A 15435-nucleotide genomic window follows, 5' to 3' on the forward strand; every position below is an offset into this window, starting at 1 on the left:
CGGCGGGTGACCTTTGAATGTGAAGACCGGCATCCAGGTTGCAAGGACGAGGGGATGTCACGCTGAAAGGAGTCAGGAGTATGACGATCTTCGATCGAACAATGCGGTTGTTGGAGCGCACGCTCGACCTTCGTAGTGGTCGACAACGGGTCATCGCCTCCAATCTCGCCAACGAAGAAACGCCGGGCTATCGTGCATCGGAGCTGACGTTCATGGATCAACTGCAGTCGGCACACAAGGGGCGTCTCCCCATTGTCCTGGCGGCGACCCAGCCGCGGCATTTTGGGCTCAGGGGGGCGGAGGGAGTGCAGGCCGTGACCGGAAAGCTCAATGAAGTGCCGGCCGGCGACATTCCGCTCGATGCCAACTCGGTCAATCTCGAATTGGAGATGGCGAAGTTGTCCGAAAACGTCATGCAGTATAACGCTGCCGCCACCATCCTTTCGAAGAAGTTTCACGGGCTGTTGAATGCCATACGGGAGGGACGTTAACGAATTGCTGAGCCTCCCACCTCAGGGAGGCGGTTGACGAGTCATTTTTGATACCTAGGAGGTTTCCTATGGAGATGTCCGACAGTCTGGCTGTCTCGGTGTCCGGGTTAGATGCCCAACGGCGACGACTCAACGTCATTGCCAGCAATCTTGCCAACGCGCAGTCGACGAAAACGCCGTCAGGCGGTCCGTATAAGCGGCGGGACGTGGTCTTTCGATCGACGGCGGTTCCCAGTGCATTTCAGCGATCGTTTCGGCAGGTGGTTGTGGGCCCATCGGCCCATGCTCTTGAAGGGGTTTCTGTTTCACGGGTGCAAGAAGATCCCAAGCCCGGGCAACTGATCTACGATCCACACCATCCGGATGCCGATCCAAAAGGATTCGTCCGGCTTCCCAACGTCAATGTGATGGAGGAAATGGTGAATATGATCGGGGCGTCGCGCGCGTATGAAGCGAACGTGCAGGCGATCAATGCGACACGCACGATGTGGAACAAGGCGCTGGAAATCGGGAGGTAATGATGGGGCCAATCACTGGTGTGGCATCCGGCATCGCTCCTATTGTCGATGTGGCATCGACTGGATCCACGGGCACGACTGGAAAAGCAGGCGGACCAGGATTCCTCGATTCGCTCAAGTCGGCGATCGGCAATGTCAACGATGCGCAAAAGGAAGCGAGTCGGGCGGTCGATGCGCTCATGACCGGCGAGACGCAAGACATTCATCGGACCATGGTTGCGCTGCAGCAAGCGGATGTGTCGTTCCAATTGATGATGCAGGTCAGGAACAAGCTGGTGACCGCTTACGAGGAAATTCAACGGATGCAAATCTGATCGGTCGTCTCGGTTGACGAGTAAGGGGTGGGCATGTTCTCCAAGTTTTCCATCAATCAACGGATGATCATCCTCGTCGCCTTGGCGGGATCCATTGCCGGTCTGATCGCCATCGCCTTGTGGACGCAACAGCCTGATATGCAAGTGCTGTTCACCCACCTTGGCAGCGAAGACGCCGCCGCCATTATCGATAAGCTCAAGGAGACCAAGGTGCCGTACGAGACGACCGGAGGCGGTTCAACCGTACTGGTGCCCAGCGACCAGGTTCACGACCTGCGATTGCAACTTGCGACCCAAGGGCTTCCTCACGGCGGTGGAGTCGGGTTCGAGATTTTCGACAAGACTTCAATCGGGATGTCCGAATTTGTTCAGAAGTTGAATTACCGTCGGGCCTTGCAGGGGGAATTGGCGAGAACCATTGCGCAGATGCCGGAAGTGGAACGGGCCCGCGTCCATCTGGCCATACCGGAGCGACGACTGTTCGCGAGTGAGCAGGAGAAAGCGAGAGCCTCCGTGATCGTCACGCTTCGTGGCGGCCAGCAGCTCTCGCCGGCACAGGTGCAGGGGGTCATTCATTTGGTATCGAGCAGTGTGGAGGGGCTTCAATCCCGCGATGTGACCGTAGTGGACGGACACGGACGTCTCTTGTCGGCGACGGTGACGGATGAGACGGCCGGGCTGACCAATACACAGCTTGATTATCAGCGCAGCATTGAAAAGGACATCGAGACGCGCATCCAAACGATGTTGGAACGAATCGTCGGACCCAATAAGGCCGTTGTTCGTGTCTCGAGTGTCGTGGATTTCAGGAAAGTCGAAACGACGGAAGAGCGGTATGATCCGAATAGCCAGGTGGTGAGAAGCGAACAGCGCGGCCAAGAGAAGTCTAATGGGAGTAACGGGGTTGGAGGCGGCGTGCCAGGCGTTCAGTCGAACGTGCCGCCCGGGACGGATGTTGAGCCGGCACAAAGCAGTTCGAACAGCAGTCAAACGAAAAACGAAACGGTCAATTATGAAATCAGTCGCACCGTGTCGAAAATTGTGGAACCTGTCGGTGCCATCAAGCAGCTGTCCGTCGCGGTATTAGTCGACGGGGTGTATGAAGCCGCCAAGGCCGGCGAAGGCCAGACGGGGGAGGCTCCCGCTGCGGCACGAAAGTATATTCCACGCTCGGAAGAGGATCTCAAGCGGATCGAAGACATCGTGAAAAAGGCGATGGGGTTCTCGGCCGAACGACAAGATCAGGTGCAAGTTGTGAACGTGCAGTTTGGGACGGAAGCCGAGGAACCGCAGGCGGGGACGGCGGAAGTGGCATCGGAAGGGTTGAAACCGTGGATGCCCTATCTTCGATACGGAGTGGGGATCCTTCTCTTTGCCGTTATTCTCATGTTTGTCGTGCGGCCGTTGCTCGCCATGTTGGGAACAAACATGGAACAGGCACAGGCAGAGGCGTCTGTGGCCGAGCTTTCTGGTGCGACCCATGGGGGTGGAACGACCTTGCCGGGTGCTCCGGATCGAGCGCAGATCATTGATATGGCCAAAAAAAACCCTGATGCGACGGCCGTGGTCGTCAAAGAGTGGTTGAAAAGTCCAACCTAGAGTCTGGCAATGGCAAATACTCTGACCGGTGAACAAAAAGCGGCGATTTTGCTTCGGGCGATCGGTGAAGAAGCGGCCGCCCAAGTCATGAAGCAACTGGATCCGAAGGAGATCAAGAAGCTGGGGAGCTTCATGAACGGAACCGCTCAAATCTCCCGAGAGGATGAAGAAGTGGTCATTTCTGATTTTCAGGCGGCGAGCGCCGCGGGAGGCGTGCAATTCCAAGGACGAGAGTTCATCAAAACCGTGCTGACCAAAGCACTGGGAGCAGACAAGGCGGCGCGGATCATTGAGTCCATGACGCAGAAAAATTATCCTGGAATTGAAGCGTTGAAGTGGGTCGACGTGAAAACGCTTACGCAAATGCTGAAGATAGAACATGCCCAAACAGTCGCCGTCATCCTGGCGCATCTGGAGAGTGACCAGGCCGGCCAGGTCCTGGCCTCGCTTCCGGAGGACATGCGCGGGGATGTAGCGCTTCGGCTGGCAACCATGGAAGAGGTGCAGCCGGATGTGCTGGAGGAACTGAGCGATACGCTACAAGAAACATTGTTGGCAGGTACAGGGGGCGGTGCGCATAGTGTCGGTGGCACCGAGGTGATCGCCAACATTCTGATGCGAATGGATAAAACGAATGAAGGCGGCATCATGGCGCGTATCACGGAGAAAAGCCAAACGCTCGCCGACAACATTCGGGCACTGATGTTTGTCTTCGACGATATGGTGAAAGTGGATGATCGTGGAATTCAGGAGCTCATGAAGGAAATCAGCAAGGAAGATTTGCCAGTGGCGCTGCGCGGCGCCAATCCGGAAGTGAAGGAAAAGTTCTTCAAGAATATGTCGAGTCGTGCTGCGGAAATGCTGAAGGATGATATGGAAGCCAGGGGACCGGTCAAAGTATCCGATGTGGAAAAAGCGCAACAAAACATTCTCAAAGTCTGCCGAAAGCTGGAGGACGAAGGCCGTATCGTCATCGCCGGTGTCGGAGAGGAGATGCTCTAGTGGCGGCTGCGGCTATGCCGTTGATGTCTTCTCACGGGCAGGGACTTTCGAGAGTCCAGGGATCGGTCCTTGTCGTCGATGATGAAGAAAGCATTCGGAATCTCTTTCTGGAGCTCTTCAGGTCCGAGCGCATCAATGTCCGCGTTGCCGGTTCGGGACAGGAAGCCCTGGCGATGGTCAGGCAGATTGTCCCGACGGTGCTGATCGTCGACGTGTTGCTGCCGGATGGCGACGGCATCGCCGTCCTGGAAGAAGTACAGAAACTCGACAATCGGATCATCGGAGCGGTGATGACCGGGGCGGCGACCATCGAGCTTGCTGTGCGAGCGATGAAAGCCGGAGCTGTCGATTTCTTCTTGAAACCGTTTCAGACCGAGGCCGTTATCGCCACAGTCCGGCGTTTATTGGCGATTCATCTGGCGCGAGGGGAACATGCGGTGGTGAAGCATGCAGCCGTCCGGTCCGGGGCGATCCGGCTACAGGATGCGCCCTTTCACACGTTCGACGAGGGGGGGATGTTTCGCGGAGCCGATGGGCCCGCGGAATATGAACGTGGGTTGGCGGAAGGACGACGGCTCGCGGAGGATGAACGCCGACAGGCCGTGGCCGTGCTGACCAACGCGGCCAGACAGTTTGACATGGCGCGGGGAACGGTGCGGCAGACGATGGAAGCGGACGTGATCGAATTGGCGTTTCAAGTGGCTTCCAAGATTCTTCATGAGTCGGCCGAATCGTGCCGTGAGCAGATCGTTGTTCAGGCCAAGGCAGGGATCAATGCGCTCCGCGACGCGGAGAGCGTGGTGATTCAAGCACATCCATTGGATGCCGGTGTTTTGGAAGCGGCCAAGGCTGAACTGGCAGGACAGCGAGACACTCCCTTCGTCATCAATGTTGAAGCGGTCCCATCACTTCCACGGGGAAGTTGCCTGTTGCATACCAGTACGCGATTGGTGGATGCCTCCCTTGAGACGCAGTTGGCTTGCTTGGGGCAGGCGATGCAGCCTGGGGTGCGGCATGAGTCGTAGTCATCTGCTTGAGCACATCGAACCCATTGAGATATCCGGACGGGTGGCCCAGGCCGTGGGGGGAGTGGTAAACGACTATGACCCGATGACGACCCTTCCATGGATGGCGGATGCGTCTCTTGCGATGCAGTCAGCTCGTTTGGGGCAGGTGGTGCAGCTTGGGGTGCCGCATGAGTCTTAGTCATCTGCTTGAGCACATCGAACCTATTGAGGTATCCGGACGGGTGGCCCAGGCCGTGGGGATGGTGGTGGAAGGCTATGGTCCAATGACGACCATTGGTGAGCTCTGCCGTATCACAAGAGAGGTGGGTGCCGCGCCGATTATGGCGGAGGTGGTCGGATTTCGTGGAGACCGTGTGTTGTTGATGCCGCTTGGAGACATGCGTGGAATCGGACCAGCCAGCCGCATCACTATGACTGGGCAGGTGGCAAGCCTCGCGGTCGGACCTGGCTTATTGGGCAGGATTCTGGATGGATGCGGGGACCCCATCGACGGGAAAGGAACGCCGAAGACGAGTCACCGCTATCCGCTCCATGCTGCCGCACCGAATCCCCTTGAGCGGGCACGCATTCAGGATCCTCTTGATCTCGGTGTTCGTGCGATCAACGGATTCTTGACCTGTGGCCGTGGACAAAAGATGGGGATTTTTTCAGGTTCAGGAGTCGGAAAGAGCGTCCTGTTAGGGATGATCAGTCGCTACACAAAGGCAGATGTCAACGTCATTGCACTCATCGGAGAACGAGGGCGAGAGGTCAACGAGTTTCTTGAGCGTGACCTGGGGGCCGATGCACTTGCGCGAACGGTCGTGGTCGTCGCAACGTCCGACCAAGCTCCGTTGATCCGTCTACGAGCCGCGTTGGTGGCCACGACGATCGCCGAATACTTCCGTGATGCAGGACAGCAAGTACTCTTGTTGATGGATTCACTCACGCGACTGGCCTATAGCCAGAGAGAGGTCGGACTGGCCATCGGAGAGCCACCGACAACAAAAGGCTATACGCCATCCGTGTTTGCGCTTCTTCCAAAACTTTTGGAGCGTGTGGGAACGGGGCCCGGACCGGGAACCATTACAGGTCTGTATACTGTGTTGGTGGATGGCGATGACCTGAGTGATCCCATTGCCGATACCGTTCGATCGATCTTGGATGGTCATATTGTGTTGTCACGTACGTTGGCCGCACGCAATCACTTCCCGGCCATTGATCTGCTCCAGAGCACGAGCCGTGTCATGAGGGATATTGTCGGGAAGGCGCATCATGATGCCGCCAGGCGGGTGCTTGAACTGATGGCTCGGTATCAACAGTCCGAAGATCTCGTCCTGTTAGGCGCGTACAAAGCCGGGATGAATGTAGGACTTGATAAAGCCGTGCAAGCCCAGGATTCGATCAACGGATATCTCCGACAGGCGATCGATCAGCCTGCCAACATGGCATCATCGGTGCAGGAACTTGAGGCGTTGGCGGGGCAATCGGCATGAGTCTCGATTCGATACGAAAGGTGCGGGCACAGACCGTCGAGTCACTGATGATGGAATTGTCGCAAATCACACAAGCGCTTACTCACAGTGAAGCACAGTATCGCACCATGGAAGTTCAGATTCAGGCGGATACTGAGCTCTATGCTCAGCAGGCCGGGCAGGGTCTGACGATCGAGGATCTGTTGCAATGGCAGGGGAAAATGGATGCCCAGCGGTCTGCGCTGCGGCAAGTCCGTGCCTCAATCGATCATGCGACCGGTCTGTGGCAGCAGACTCACGAACGGCTTGTTGAAGCCAGGCAGGAATGTAAGCTTCTTGAGAAAGTGGTCGACCAGCGTCAGGCAGCCCTGCAGGCGGTGAGTGCCCGCCGGGAGCAATGGGCTGAAGACGAGACTGCAAGTCGCCGGATCCCCATTCGAGATCGAGGCGATTCATGAAGCGGCCAAGCAATCCGATGAAGATGTCTCCGTTCACCCTCGCTACTCGGTGGCCGTGGCTCGCGCCGCGGCTGAGGCAGAATCGGCGTGGATCGCTTTGGACGATGGTCGGGGGATTGGTCGTTTCGACAATTCTGTTTTGGGTCATGGTTCAGTTGGGACAGGCCTCTTCAGATCCCAAGCCAAAGGTCTCGGCGCCGCACAATTCTGCCAAGCAAGAAGGGCAACCCTCCGTGCCAGAGGGACCACCGCACGAATCTGAAGCCAAGGATGGGACGATGGCTGCGGTCCGATCAGCGCCTCAGGGACCGGCAATCGAGATGCCCCGTGAAGTACTCGAGATGCTGGATCAACGAAAGCGCGATCTGGATCGACGAGAGGAAGTCATTCGACAGAATGAAGAACGGCTCATGATCGTGAGGAGCCAGGTTGAGGAACTCCTTGAGCAGAACGAGGCGTTGGAAAAGCGGATACAGAGCGCACGGGCCAAAGAGGAACGCCCTGCGGCTCAATCGACCAAGATTCAAGCGGACAAAGATCGTGGAGCACAGGATCAGCGGGCGCAGCTGGCCAAAATCTTTGAGTCGATGCCGTCGGAGGATGCCGCGGCACGTCTTGAGCGGATGCCGGACCGAAAAGCGATTGAAATTCTGCGAATGGTCAAGTCCAAAACTGCCGGAGCAATCCTCTCCCAAGTGAAGGCAGATCGCGCTGCCAAACTCACCGAACAGTTGCTGGTCCAAACGCCCTAGCCTGAAGTATTCCTGAACGCGTCCCCAATGATTGTCGAGACAGCGCCGTGAAGCGTATTTCGTTCCAGGATTCGGATGCTTCACGCCTCACGTGCGACGCTTCACGAGTTACTCGCTAAGGCGGTATTGTCCCTCAACCCCTCGGTTTCGCTCTGGGTCGACCCTGAGCGGGCTCTCTCCCACTCCGATCCATTTTGCCTACGACCCAGAAATATTTTCCTCCTTCCCTCCATGTGATCGGGAGTTGAATCACAACTGCTCGATATTTCAGTTCCTTATGAACTGTCAACTTGGCACGAGGCTTGTATTTCACCCTGCCGGAATCTCACGAGGACTGATAGCCATGGAGTTCATTGTGCCAGATCTGCTCTCCGCTGCACCGACCGCTACCTCGGATGGGCTTGTGCGGACTGCTCGATCTGCTTCTTACAGCGGTCCTGCTGTTCGGAAGAGCTTTTCGTCTGTATTGCAGGGGGTCCGTAGTGAAGAGAAGAAGAGCAATACGCAGGAAGCGGATAGTCCTCGAGGATCCCACAAGGTCGAGGATCGACCGGATCCCAAGCAAGCCAAAGGCCTCAATTCAGGGGCATCCCAAACGGAACGGTCTGAGGCCCTCCAGGCTCGTACCTCAGATAGTGAACAGTCAAACGACGCTCAAAGCCAGACAATGGACAGTTTACGGGAGGAATCCGAATCGGCATCGCCGCAGAGTAACTCAGGATCGGCAGCCGAAGGACAGATGTTTGTGTCGATGGCATCGGCAAACCTGTCCCAGGCAGAAGCTCAGATGATGCTCAGCGAGGGACAGGAGACGCACGAAGGCGTAGGCGAAATCGGCCGCGAACCGAGTTCGTCTGCAGAGTCGTCAGCAGCACGTGTGGCGACTGATGCTTCAGTACGGCCGGCCGAGCGCCGCTCAGCGGAGCAAGGAACCATTAGCTTACCGACTGACGTGCCAGAACAGGCTCAGCATTCATCACTGTCTCTGAAGGGAGAGTCTCGCGTCACGCAGTCCATGGAGCTGGGGGGCACGGTGGGTGAGAGCGACGTCACGGAGAACGCAGCCGATTCTGCGCAAGCTCACGCTGTGATTCAACCCTCATCATCCGGTGGGACCATTTCATCTTCCGACCACAATATTGTCCGGCTTGCCCAAACCCATGACGGGAAGCTATTGCCGGGGAATCAATTCGATCGCAACGTGGCTGCGCTTGATCGAGGGGAGTCCGGTGTCGTCCATCATTCACCGGACAATCAGCCGCCTCTCCTTGTGCTTGCTCAGGAGGATCAGGGAGAAACCGGTCCAAGGACTCAAGGGATCAACCCTCATGGACAGTCGCTCATTGTTGATCAGAAAGAGCTGTTCAGCCAGTCAGGGCATGAACATGATGGTCGGCAGCAGGGCGATCCTGAGCCCAAGCTGTTTCAGAGGATGGCTATTGACCTTCCATCCATGAACGGCCGCACAACGGAACCGTATGCGGCTGTCGCGCAAAGTCAGACCATTTCCATACCAACGGCACCTGCTCCAACTGTGAGTGTGCCGCCGGCGCAGCCAGTCTCCCACGTGCCTGACGTGACTCCGACACCGACGCATTCACTCTTACGATCAGTGGTGTTGGAGGTGGCTCAACCGGAGTTGGGGCATGTCAACATCCGCGTGGCCATGATGAATGAGTCTGTTCACGCCCATTTCTCGACGGATCGGGTGGAGGTTGGCCAGTTCCTGATCAACGGACAGGACAGACTGCAAACATCGCTTCAAGCGAACGGACTCGACATGGGACAGTTTCGAGTGGATATCGATCGCCAGAGTGGTGGGCGGTCGTTCCAACAGGGATTGTTTCATGAACAGGGACGGTCCGGACATCAAGGATCCCAGGGGGACACTCGAGAGCAGGCTCACGGGTGGTCGGATGAACGGTACCGTCCACTCCAGGGACGGCTGAACGTGGTGGCGTAAGCCTAAGGGAGATTTTACATGATCGATGTTGCAGGACTGAGCACAACCGGGACCACGTCCACGCCTGAAAAAACTGGGCCGCGAGCGTTGGGACAGGATGACTTCCTTAAACTGCTGGTCACGCAGCTGAAGAATCAAGACCCGTTGAATCCGACCGACAATACCGAGTTTGTCTCGCAGCTCGCGCAGTTCAGCCAGCTCGAACAGAGTGCCAAACAAGCGCAGTTGCTGCAGCAGAGCCTCGACGCGCAAACGGCGTCCTTGCAATTCACACTGCTTCCCATGATCGGCCGCACGGTGACGATCGGTCACCCGTTGATTCAGCTGGGAGAGGGACCAGCCACGTTCGGCTATTCACTGGAGAAGAATGCTGCGAAAGTTCTCATCAGCGTTCAGAATGCGGATGGACAAGTCATACGGACTCTGGAGCATCGTGATCGGCTGGCCGGACCGCAGGCTGCTGAGTGGGATGGAAAGAACCAGGATGGCGTGCGGATGCCCAAGGGCCTGTATCGGTATGTCATTTCCGCAGCAGACAGGGAAGGAAAGTCAGTGAACGTGGAGGGGCGTGCCAGCCTCACGGTGTCCGGTGTACGCATGGAGCAAGGGCAGGCGAAGCTCCTGGTCGGCGATTTAGCGATTGATCCGTCCGATATTGTTGAGCTGCGATAACAAAGAGGAGGATTGTACCGATGGGAATTCTGTCGTCGCTTTTTACGGGCGTCAGCGGGCTGAACGCAAACGGCAATGCGCTATCGGTCGTGGGAAATAATATTGCGAACCTGAGTACGGTGGGGTTCAAATCCAGCCGTTCTGTCTTTGCCGACCTGATCAGTTCTTCACTGGGAGGGGCGGGTGGAGCGATTCAGACCGGTCTGGGGGTCGCGCTCAACGGAGTGCAGGGGAACTTCAGTCAAGGGTCACTCAGTACCACGAGCAACGCATTGGATTTGGCCGTAGACGGCAACGGATTTTTTGTGCTTCGCGACACAGCCGGGGCGGCGTTTTATTCTCGAGCGGGGCAGTTTCATTTGAATTCGCAAAACCAGATCGTTGATCCAAGCGGATTTCTGCTCCAGGGTTTCCAGGTCAACACCAGCGGGTTGATCACAGCCAGCATCAGTGGCGTGACGCTTCCGACGACCACGGCTCCACCAAATCCGACCAGCAGCGTCGATATCGGCGCCAATCTCAATTCACAATCGACGGCCAGTACGTTCTCTCTCGCGGATCCGGCCGGGACGTCTCAGTTCTCCTCGTCGATCACCGTCTATGATTCCGTGGGCAACAGTCATCTCCTGACGAGTTATTTTACGAAGACGGCGGCGAATACGTGGACGTACAACGTGGTTGGCAGCACGAACGAAATCGTCACGGGTAATTATCATACATCGAATGTGAATACCTCGCTCGGACTGGTGCGGTTAGCCTCGGGGACGTTGACCTTTAACACCTCAGGCGCACTGGACACGGAGAGTGTCGTGACGAGCTACGATAGCGGCACGGCTGGAGGCACGGCCGGAAGTACTGTCGGGCAATCGCAAATCGATTTTGTCGGCGCGACTGGTGATCAGGCGATCAGCTTCAACTTCGGCACAAGTGTGACGACCGACGGGGGAACCGGCATGAATTTGACCACTCAGTTCGGCGCCGCCTCAGGGCTCGTTCAGCAATCTCAAAATGGATTCGGCGCCGGAGCCCTGCAGACGTTCAGCGTGGAGACCAACGGAATGATCAATGGGCGATTCTCGAATGGGCAGGTCCGGCCGTTGGCCCAGTTGGCGTTGGCACGATTCCCTGATCCGCTTGGTCTTGTGCGAACCGGGAAAAACACATTTGCCGAATCCGGCACTTCGGGACAACCATTGATCGGGGCAGCCACATCTGCAGGCCTCGGGAGAGTGCTTGCCAACACGCTTGAGTTGTCCAATGTTGATCTGGGGGAAAGTTTCATTGAGATGATTGCAGCCCAACGAGGGTTCCAGGCGAATTCGAGAGTCATCACAACTTCGGATGAGGTGCTTCAGGAGTTGGTGAACTTGAAACGATAAGTGCATCGGTTGTAGCCCGGGAGGAACATTCTTCCCGGGCCGCGTTCCAAGCCCCCCAGACCTACGGGGGCTACGGTTCCCTTCCTCATCTCTTCTCACCACGTCAGTTTCTTGACGGTGTCAATGACTTGCCTGACGGTACCTGGGGAAGGTGTCGGCGATCAGGCCTCCCGCTGATAAAACGCCTGTCAAATACATCTATTATGGGGAACCGTAATCGGCAGCCACCAACGGCTCAATGGCATATGCATTGCAGTTGCTTCACGAAGGCGATGAGGCCTTCAAGGAGGAGCTATGGCAGATGCAGCCGAGACGGACGACAAAACCGCGGGAGCGGCCCTTGCTCCGGCATTCCCGATCAAGTTGCTCATTATCGTGTCGGTGATTGCCCTCCTGTTCGGTGTGGGAGGAGCGGTCGTCGCCGTCAAGTTCTTCGGCGGATCCGATAAAAACGCAGAACATGCCGAGGAACACAAGACCGAGGCCGTGGCGAAGTCCGATGCGCAAGGCGGAGCGAGTGGAAAAGCAGGACAGACTGCCGCCCCGGGAGTCATGTTCGACCTGGATCCGTTTATTGTGAATCTCGCCGACGTGCCGGACGTGCGTTACTTGAAGCTGACCGTCAAGCTTGAGGTCGACAGTGAGGCGGTGTCTGCCGATCTCTCAGCACGGGTTCCCCAGGTCCGCGACGCCGTCCTTGTATTGCTCAGTAGCAAGGATGTGAATGCGGTGAGAACCACTCAAGGGAAATTTCAATTGCGCGATGAGATTACGCAACGGATCAATGGGCTGCTTCCCAAGCCTGGAGTGCGGTCCGCATATTTCACGGATTTCGTCGTTCAGTAGAGATCGCCCGCATGGAAAAAATCCTGTCACAAGACGAAATTGATGCACTCTTAAAGGGAGTGGTCTCGGGAGAAGTCGACACGGCTCCCAAAGACAATGAAACGGCTGCAAAGGGAGTTGCGCAATACGACCTCTTCAATCAGGAGCGGATCATTCGCGGGCGAATGCCCACGATGGAAATGATCAATGACCGGTTTATCCGCCGGCAATCCGTTGCCTGGACCAATATGTTTCATGACGCCATTGATTTTGTGGTGGTCGGGACCCAAGTGATCAAGTTCGGTGAATTTCTCAAGAAAATCCCGCAGCCTTCTTCGCTGAATGTGTTTCATATGTCCCCCCTGCGCGGTAGTGCGCTGTATGTGATGGATGCCTTTCTCGTCTACTTGATCATCGATTACTTCTTTGGGGGCAAGGGGCAAACTCACGTAAAACCGGAAGGCCGGGACTTTACCCCGGTGCAGTTACGCGTGATCAAAAAACTCCTGCTGCAGGCGTTGGTCGATCTCGAAAAAGCATGGCACGCTGTCGCGCCTGTGAAGGTGGAATATGTGCGGTCGGAAAGTAACCCGCAGTTCGCGATGGTGGTAACGTCCTCCGAGATCGTGATGGTCGTCACGTTGCAGGTTGTTCTGGGGGAAACCGCCCGTGAGCTCTACATCGTGTATCCGTACGCCATGCTCGAACCGATCAAAGAAAAGTTGTATTCCGGCCTGGTCTCCGACCAAGTCGATCAGAACGGAGACTGGAGTCAACGATTCCGGGAGCGCTTGCAGGAATGTCAGCTGCCGCTCGCGGTTCGGTTGGGAACCGCCACGGTGACTGTCAAGGATGTGCTCAATTTCGCCCCCGGGGATGTCGTGTTACTGAATCAGCGACCGGGTGATCCACTCGATTGTTTTATCGAAGGGTACCATAAATTCCAGGGTAGTCCCGGGGTCTACAAGGGCAATCACGCATGTCGCGTGACTAAAGTGTTGACGTAAGCGGGACCGGAGGACGCGAATAACTATGGCCGAATCAGAATCCACGACACCTCGTGATTCCCAGTCCGGTGGAGGGACGTCTCCACAGCTCGCATCGTTTCCGCCTGTTCAGAATTCAGAAACCGGCGGCAGCTCGAAGAATATCGATTTTATTCTGGATATTCCGATGAATGTCGCGGTGTATGTTGGATCCACCAAAATGGCGATCCGTGATCTCCTGCAGCTGGCGCAAGGGTCTGTCATTGAGCTGGATAAGTTGGCAGGCGAACCGATGGAGGTAATGGTGAACAACAAACTCGTTGCGCGCGGCGAGGTCGTCGTGGTGAACGAAAAGTTCGGTATTCGGTTGACCGACGTGGTCAGTGCGGCCGAGCGTGTTCAGCAGCTTCGGTAAGACAGTCACAGGGAGAGCGCGTGATCGACGTATGGGACAGCCTGATCAGAACCGTTTCGGCGCTTGCCGTGGTGTTGGTGTGTATCGGCATCGCGGCATTCGTGGCCCGTCGGGTGATGGGACCACGGGCGGGGAATTCCAGTGGCCGGCCGCTGGTTCAGGTGTTAGCGAGCGGGTATCTTGCTCCGCGCAAGACGATTAGTTTGGTGGATGTCGCCGGCGAGTATCTGATCGTGGGCGCAACGGCAACCGATCTCGTTCCTTTGGGACGGATTACCAATACGGCACATCTCCGTGAAGTGCTCGGAATGCCAGCTCAGACGCCTCCCTCCGGGGTGACATCTACCCCAGAGGCCGATGTGGCGGCATGGCTTCAACGACAACCGCTCCGTTGGGCTGATCATGACAAGGAACAGCATGGCCACTGACCGCGTTCATTCACGACTCGTTGGCTGGGCGATTGTCGTCGCGGTGGGGATATTGCTTCTGGCATCGGCAGCGGAGGCAGCCTCAAACGGCCCGTCTGTCAGTATCGATTTGGGTGCCGGTGGCCCAAAGCAAATGGCCGTCGTCATCCAGATTCTGATCCTGTTGACGGTGCTCTCATTGGCGCCGGCCTTATTCATCATGGTCACGTCGTTTACCAGGATCGTTATTGTCTTGGCCTTCCTGCGGCAGGCGCTCGGCACACAAGCGGTGCCTCCCAATCAAGTGTTGTTGTCCTTAGCCCTGTTCCTGACGATGTTCATCATGGCGCCGGTCGGACAGTCTGTCTACACCAACGCGTTGCAGCCGTTGCTCGCCGAACAGATCTCCTACGAGGATGCCTGGAAGAAGGGGATTGAGCCGGTTCGTGGGTTCATGTTGAAACAAGTGCGGGACAAGGACCTTGAGTTGTTCATTCAGCTGAGTCACATTCCCAAGCCCGATCGGGTTGAAGACGTTCCGACCCATGCCATCATTCCTGCATTTATTCTGAGTGAGTTGCGAATCGCCTTTCAGATCGGGTTCTTGATCTACATTCCATTTCTGATCGTCGACATGGTCGTCGCGAGCATTCTGATGTCGATGGGTATGATGCTCCTGCCTCCGGTCGTCATTTCCCTCCCGTTCAAGTTAATTCTATTCGTGCTGGCTGACGGCTGGTATCTCGTCGTCGGCTCGATGGTGCGCAGTTTTCAATGATTCCATGATCGTGCGAGCGGCTAAGACAACGGGAGTTGTGTGGGATTCGGCTGGCAACGACTCGAAACACGGGTGAGAGGAGGGCAGTCGATGACACCTGAAATCGTCACGGAATTGGGCAGGCAGGCGTTGGAAACCACATTACTCGTGTCGGCTCCGATCTTAGGACTGAGTCTGCTCGTCGGTCTGATCATCAGTGCGTTCCAGGCTATGACGCAGCTGAATGAGGCCACGCTGACATTCGTTCCAAAAGTATTGGCACTCTTCGGAGCGCTCTTGGTGTTTCTCCCCTGGATGTTGAACATCATGACGACCTTTATGGCGAATCTGCTGATGAACATTCCGAACTACGTGCGCTAGCTCGTTGGATTTATGAATGTAGCTGCTACGAATG

General features: G+C 56.5%; 19 protein-coding genes. All 19 read left to right on the top strand.

Annotated elements, in window-relative coordinates; translation table 11 throughout:
- The first annotated feature begins 80 nt into the window (after positions 1-80).
- Positions 81-491, top strand: coding sequence for a flagellar basal body rod protein FlgB (flgB, locus tag ACMTNU_RS10805; protein ID WP_413935258.1), 411 nt, complete (start codon positions 81-83; stop codon positions 489-491).
- Between the two features lie 68 nt (positions 492-559).
- The gene (flgC, locus tag ACMTNU_RS10810) at positions 560-1009 is read left to right on the top strand and encodes a flagellar basal body rod protein FlgC (RefSeq protein ID WP_413935259.1); all 450 of its coding nucleotides are present in this window, start codon (positions 560-562) and stop codon (positions 1007-1009) included.
- On the top strand, positions 1009-1323 hold the full coding sequence (gene fliE / locus ACMTNU_RS10815) for a flagellar hook-basal body complex protein FliE (RefSeq protein ID WP_413935260.1): 315 nt from the start codon (positions 1009-1011) through the stop codon (positions 1321-1323). The genes flgC and fliE overlap by 1 nt, the downstream gene beginning before the upstream one ends.
- 33 nt (positions 1324-1356) lie before the next feature.
- Positions 1357-2922 carry a flagellar basal-body MS-ring/collar protein FliF gene (gene fliF, locus ACMTNU_RS10820; RefSeq protein ID WP_413935261.1) on the top strand — a complete coding sequence of 522 codons (1566 nt, stop codon included), beginning with the start codon at positions 1357-1359 and terminating at the stop codon, positions 2920-2922.
- A 9-nt stretch (positions 2923-2931) separates the two neighbouring features.
- Positions 2932-3924 carry a flagellar motor switch protein FliG gene (gene fliG, locus ACMTNU_RS10825; protein ID WP_413935262.1) on the top strand — a complete coding sequence of 331 codons (993 nt, stop codon included), beginning with the start codon at positions 2932-2934 and terminating at the stop codon, positions 3922-3924.
- Complete coding sequence (locus ACMTNU_RS10830) at positions 3924-4949, top strand: response regulator (protein WP_413935263.1); 1026 nt, start codon at positions 3924-3926, stop codon at positions 4947-4949. The genes fliG and ACMTNU_RS10830 overlap by 1 nt, the downstream gene beginning before the upstream one ends.
- Positions 4939-5130 carry a hypothetical protein gene (locus ACMTNU_RS10835; RefSeq protein WP_413935264.1) on the top strand — a complete coding sequence of 64 codons (192 nt, stop codon included), beginning with the start codon at positions 4939-4941 and terminating at the stop codon, positions 5128-5130. Before ACMTNU_RS10830 ends, ACMTNU_RS10835 begins: the two co-directional genes overlap by 11 nt.
- Positions 5120-6427, top strand: a complete 1308-nt coding sequence (locus tag ACMTNU_RS10840; RefSeq protein ID WP_413935265.1) for a FliI/YscN family ATPase — start codon at positions 5120-5122, stop codon at positions 6425-6427. Before ACMTNU_RS10835 ends, ACMTNU_RS10840 begins: the two co-directional genes overlap by 11 nt.
- On the top strand, positions 6424-6864 hold the full coding sequence (locus tag ACMTNU_RS10845) for a flagellar export protein FliJ (RefSeq protein WP_413935266.1): 441 nt from the start codon (positions 6424-6426) through the stop codon (positions 6862-6864). Before ACMTNU_RS10840 ends, ACMTNU_RS10845 begins: the two co-directional genes overlap by 4 nt.
- The gene (locus tag ACMTNU_RS10850; protein ID WP_413935267.1) at positions 6861-7616 is read left to right on the top strand and encodes a MotE family protein; all 756 of its coding nucleotides are present in this window, start codon (positions 6861-6863) and stop codon (positions 7614-7616) included. The genes ACMTNU_RS10845 and ACMTNU_RS10850 overlap by 4 nt, the downstream gene beginning before the upstream one ends.
- Positions 7617-7959: 343 nt before the next feature.
- Positions 7960-9579: a flagellar hook-length control protein FliK gene (locus tag ACMTNU_RS10855; RefSeq protein WP_413935268.1), complete on the top strand. Its 1620-nt coding sequence runs from the start codon at positions 7960-7962 to the stop codon at positions 9577-9579.
- Positions 9580-9597: 18 nt separating this feature from the next.
- A complete protein-coding gene (locus ACMTNU_RS10860) occupies positions 9598-10251 on the top strand; it encodes a flagellar hook assembly protein FlgD (RefSeq protein ID WP_413935269.1) in 654 nt (217 codons plus the stop codon).
- 20 nt (positions 10252-10271) lie between these two features.
- Positions 10272-11630 carry a flagellar hook protein FlgE gene (locus ACMTNU_RS10865; RefSeq protein ID WP_413935270.1) on the top strand — a complete coding sequence of 453 codons (1359 nt, stop codon included), beginning with the start codon at positions 10272-10274 and terminating at the stop codon, positions 11628-11630.
- A 294-nt stretch (positions 11631-11924) separates the two neighbouring features.
- Positions 11925-12476, top strand: coding sequence for a flagellar basal body-associated protein FliL (gene fliL / locus ACMTNU_RS10870; RefSeq protein WP_413935271.1), 552 nt, complete (start codon positions 11925-11927; stop codon positions 12474-12476).
- Positions 12477-12487: 11 nt separating this feature from the next.
- On the top strand, positions 12488-13462 hold the full coding sequence (fliM, locus tag ACMTNU_RS10875; protein ID WP_413935272.1) for a flagellar motor switch protein FliM: 975 nt from the start codon (positions 12488-12490) through the stop codon (positions 13460-13462).
- Between the two features lie 25 nt (positions 13463-13487).
- Positions 13488-13856, top strand: coding sequence for a flagellar motor switch protein FliN (gene fliN / locus ACMTNU_RS10880; protein WP_413935273.1), 369 nt, complete (start codon positions 13488-13490; stop codon positions 13854-13856).
- A 20-nt stretch (positions 13857-13876) separates the two neighbouring features.
- Complete coding sequence (locus ACMTNU_RS10885; protein WP_413935274.1) at positions 13877-14284, top strand: FliO/MopB family protein; 408 nt, start codon at positions 13877-13879, stop codon at positions 14282-14284.
- Positions 14274-15041, top strand: a complete 768-nt coding sequence (gene fliP / locus ACMTNU_RS10890; protein WP_413935275.1) for a flagellar type III secretion system pore protein FliP — start codon at positions 14274-14276, stop codon at positions 15039-15041. The genes ACMTNU_RS10885 and fliP overlap by 11 nt, the downstream gene beginning before the upstream one ends.
- Positions 15042-15131: 90 nt before the next feature.
- Entirely contained in the window at positions 15132-15401 is a 270-nt protein-coding gene (gene fliQ / locus ACMTNU_RS10895; RefSeq protein ID WP_413935276.1) for a flagellar biosynthesis protein FliQ, read from the top strand.
- The last annotated feature ends 34 nt before the right edge of the window (positions 15402-15435 follow it).

Origin of the sequence: Nitrospira sp. BLG_1 (assembly GCF_047338595.1) — a bacterium.
Classification (GTDB): domain Bacteria; phylum Nitrospirota; class Nitrospiria; order Nitrospirales; family Nitrospiraceae; genus Nitrospira_D.

Excerpts from the sequence above, each read along its gene's own strand:
- flgB (WP_413935258.1), top strand. The coding sequence starts at position 81 with ATGACGATCTTCGATCGAACAATGCGGTTGTTGGAGCGCACGCTCGAC.
- flgC (WP_413935259.1), top strand. The coding sequence starts at position 560 with ATGGAGATGTCCGACAGTCTGGCTGTCTCGGTGTCCGGGTTAGATGCC.
- fliE (WP_413935260.1), top strand. The coding sequence starts at position 1,009 with ATGATGGGGCCAATCACTGGTGTGGCATCCGGCATCGCTCCTATTGTC.
- fliF (WP_413935261.1), top strand. The coding sequence starts at position 1,357 with ATGTTCTCCAAGTTTTCCATCAATCAACGGATGATCATCCTCGTCGCC.
- fliG (WP_413935262.1), top strand. The coding sequence starts at position 2,932 with ATGGCAAATACTCTGACCGGTGAACAAAAAGCGGCGATTTTGCTTCGG.
- ACMTNU_RS10835 (WP_413935264.1), top strand. The coding sequence starts at position 4,939 with ATGAGTCGTAGTCATCTGCTTGAGCACATCGAACCCATTGAGATATCC.
- ACMTNU_RS10840 (WP_413935265.1), top strand. The coding sequence starts at position 5,120 with ATGAGTCTTAGTCATCTGCTTGAGCACATCGAACCTATTGAGGTATCC.
- ACMTNU_RS10845 (WP_413935266.1), top strand. The coding sequence starts at position 6,424 with ATGAGTCTCGATTCGATACGAAAGGTGCGGGCACAGACCGTCGAGTCA.
- ACMTNU_RS10850 (WP_413935267.1), top strand. The coding sequence starts at position 6,861 with ATGAAGCGGCCAAGCAATCCGATGAAGATGTCTCCGTTCACCCTCGCT.
- ACMTNU_RS10855 (WP_413935268.1), top strand. The coding sequence starts at position 7,960 with ATGGAGTTCATTGTGCCAGATCTGCTCTCCGCTGCACCGACCGCTACC.
- ACMTNU_RS10860 (WP_413935269.1), top strand. The coding sequence starts at position 9,598 with ATGATCGATGTTGCAGGACTGAGCACAACCGGGACCACGTCCACGCCT.
- ACMTNU_RS10865 (WP_413935270.1), top strand. The coding sequence starts at position 10,272 with ATGGGAATTCTGTCGTCGCTTTTTACGGGCGTCAGCGGGCTGAACGCA.
- fliL (WP_413935271.1), top strand. The coding sequence starts at position 11,925 with ATGGCAGATGCAGCCGAGACGGACGACAAAACCGCGGGAGCGGCCCTT.
- fliM (WP_413935272.1), top strand. The coding sequence starts at position 12,488 with ATGGAAAAAATCCTGTCACAAGACGAAATTGATGCACTCTTAAAGGGA.
- fliN (WP_413935273.1), top strand. The coding sequence starts at position 13,488 with ATGGCCGAATCAGAATCCACGACACCTCGTGATTCCCAGTCCGGTGGA.
- fliP (WP_413935275.1), top strand. The coding sequence starts at position 14,274 with ATGGCCACTGACCGCGTTCATTCACGACTCGTTGGCTGGGCGATTGTC.
- fliQ (WP_413935276.1), top strand. The coding sequence starts at position 15,132 with ATGACACCTGAAATCGTCACGGAATTGGGCAGGCAGGCGTTGGAAACC.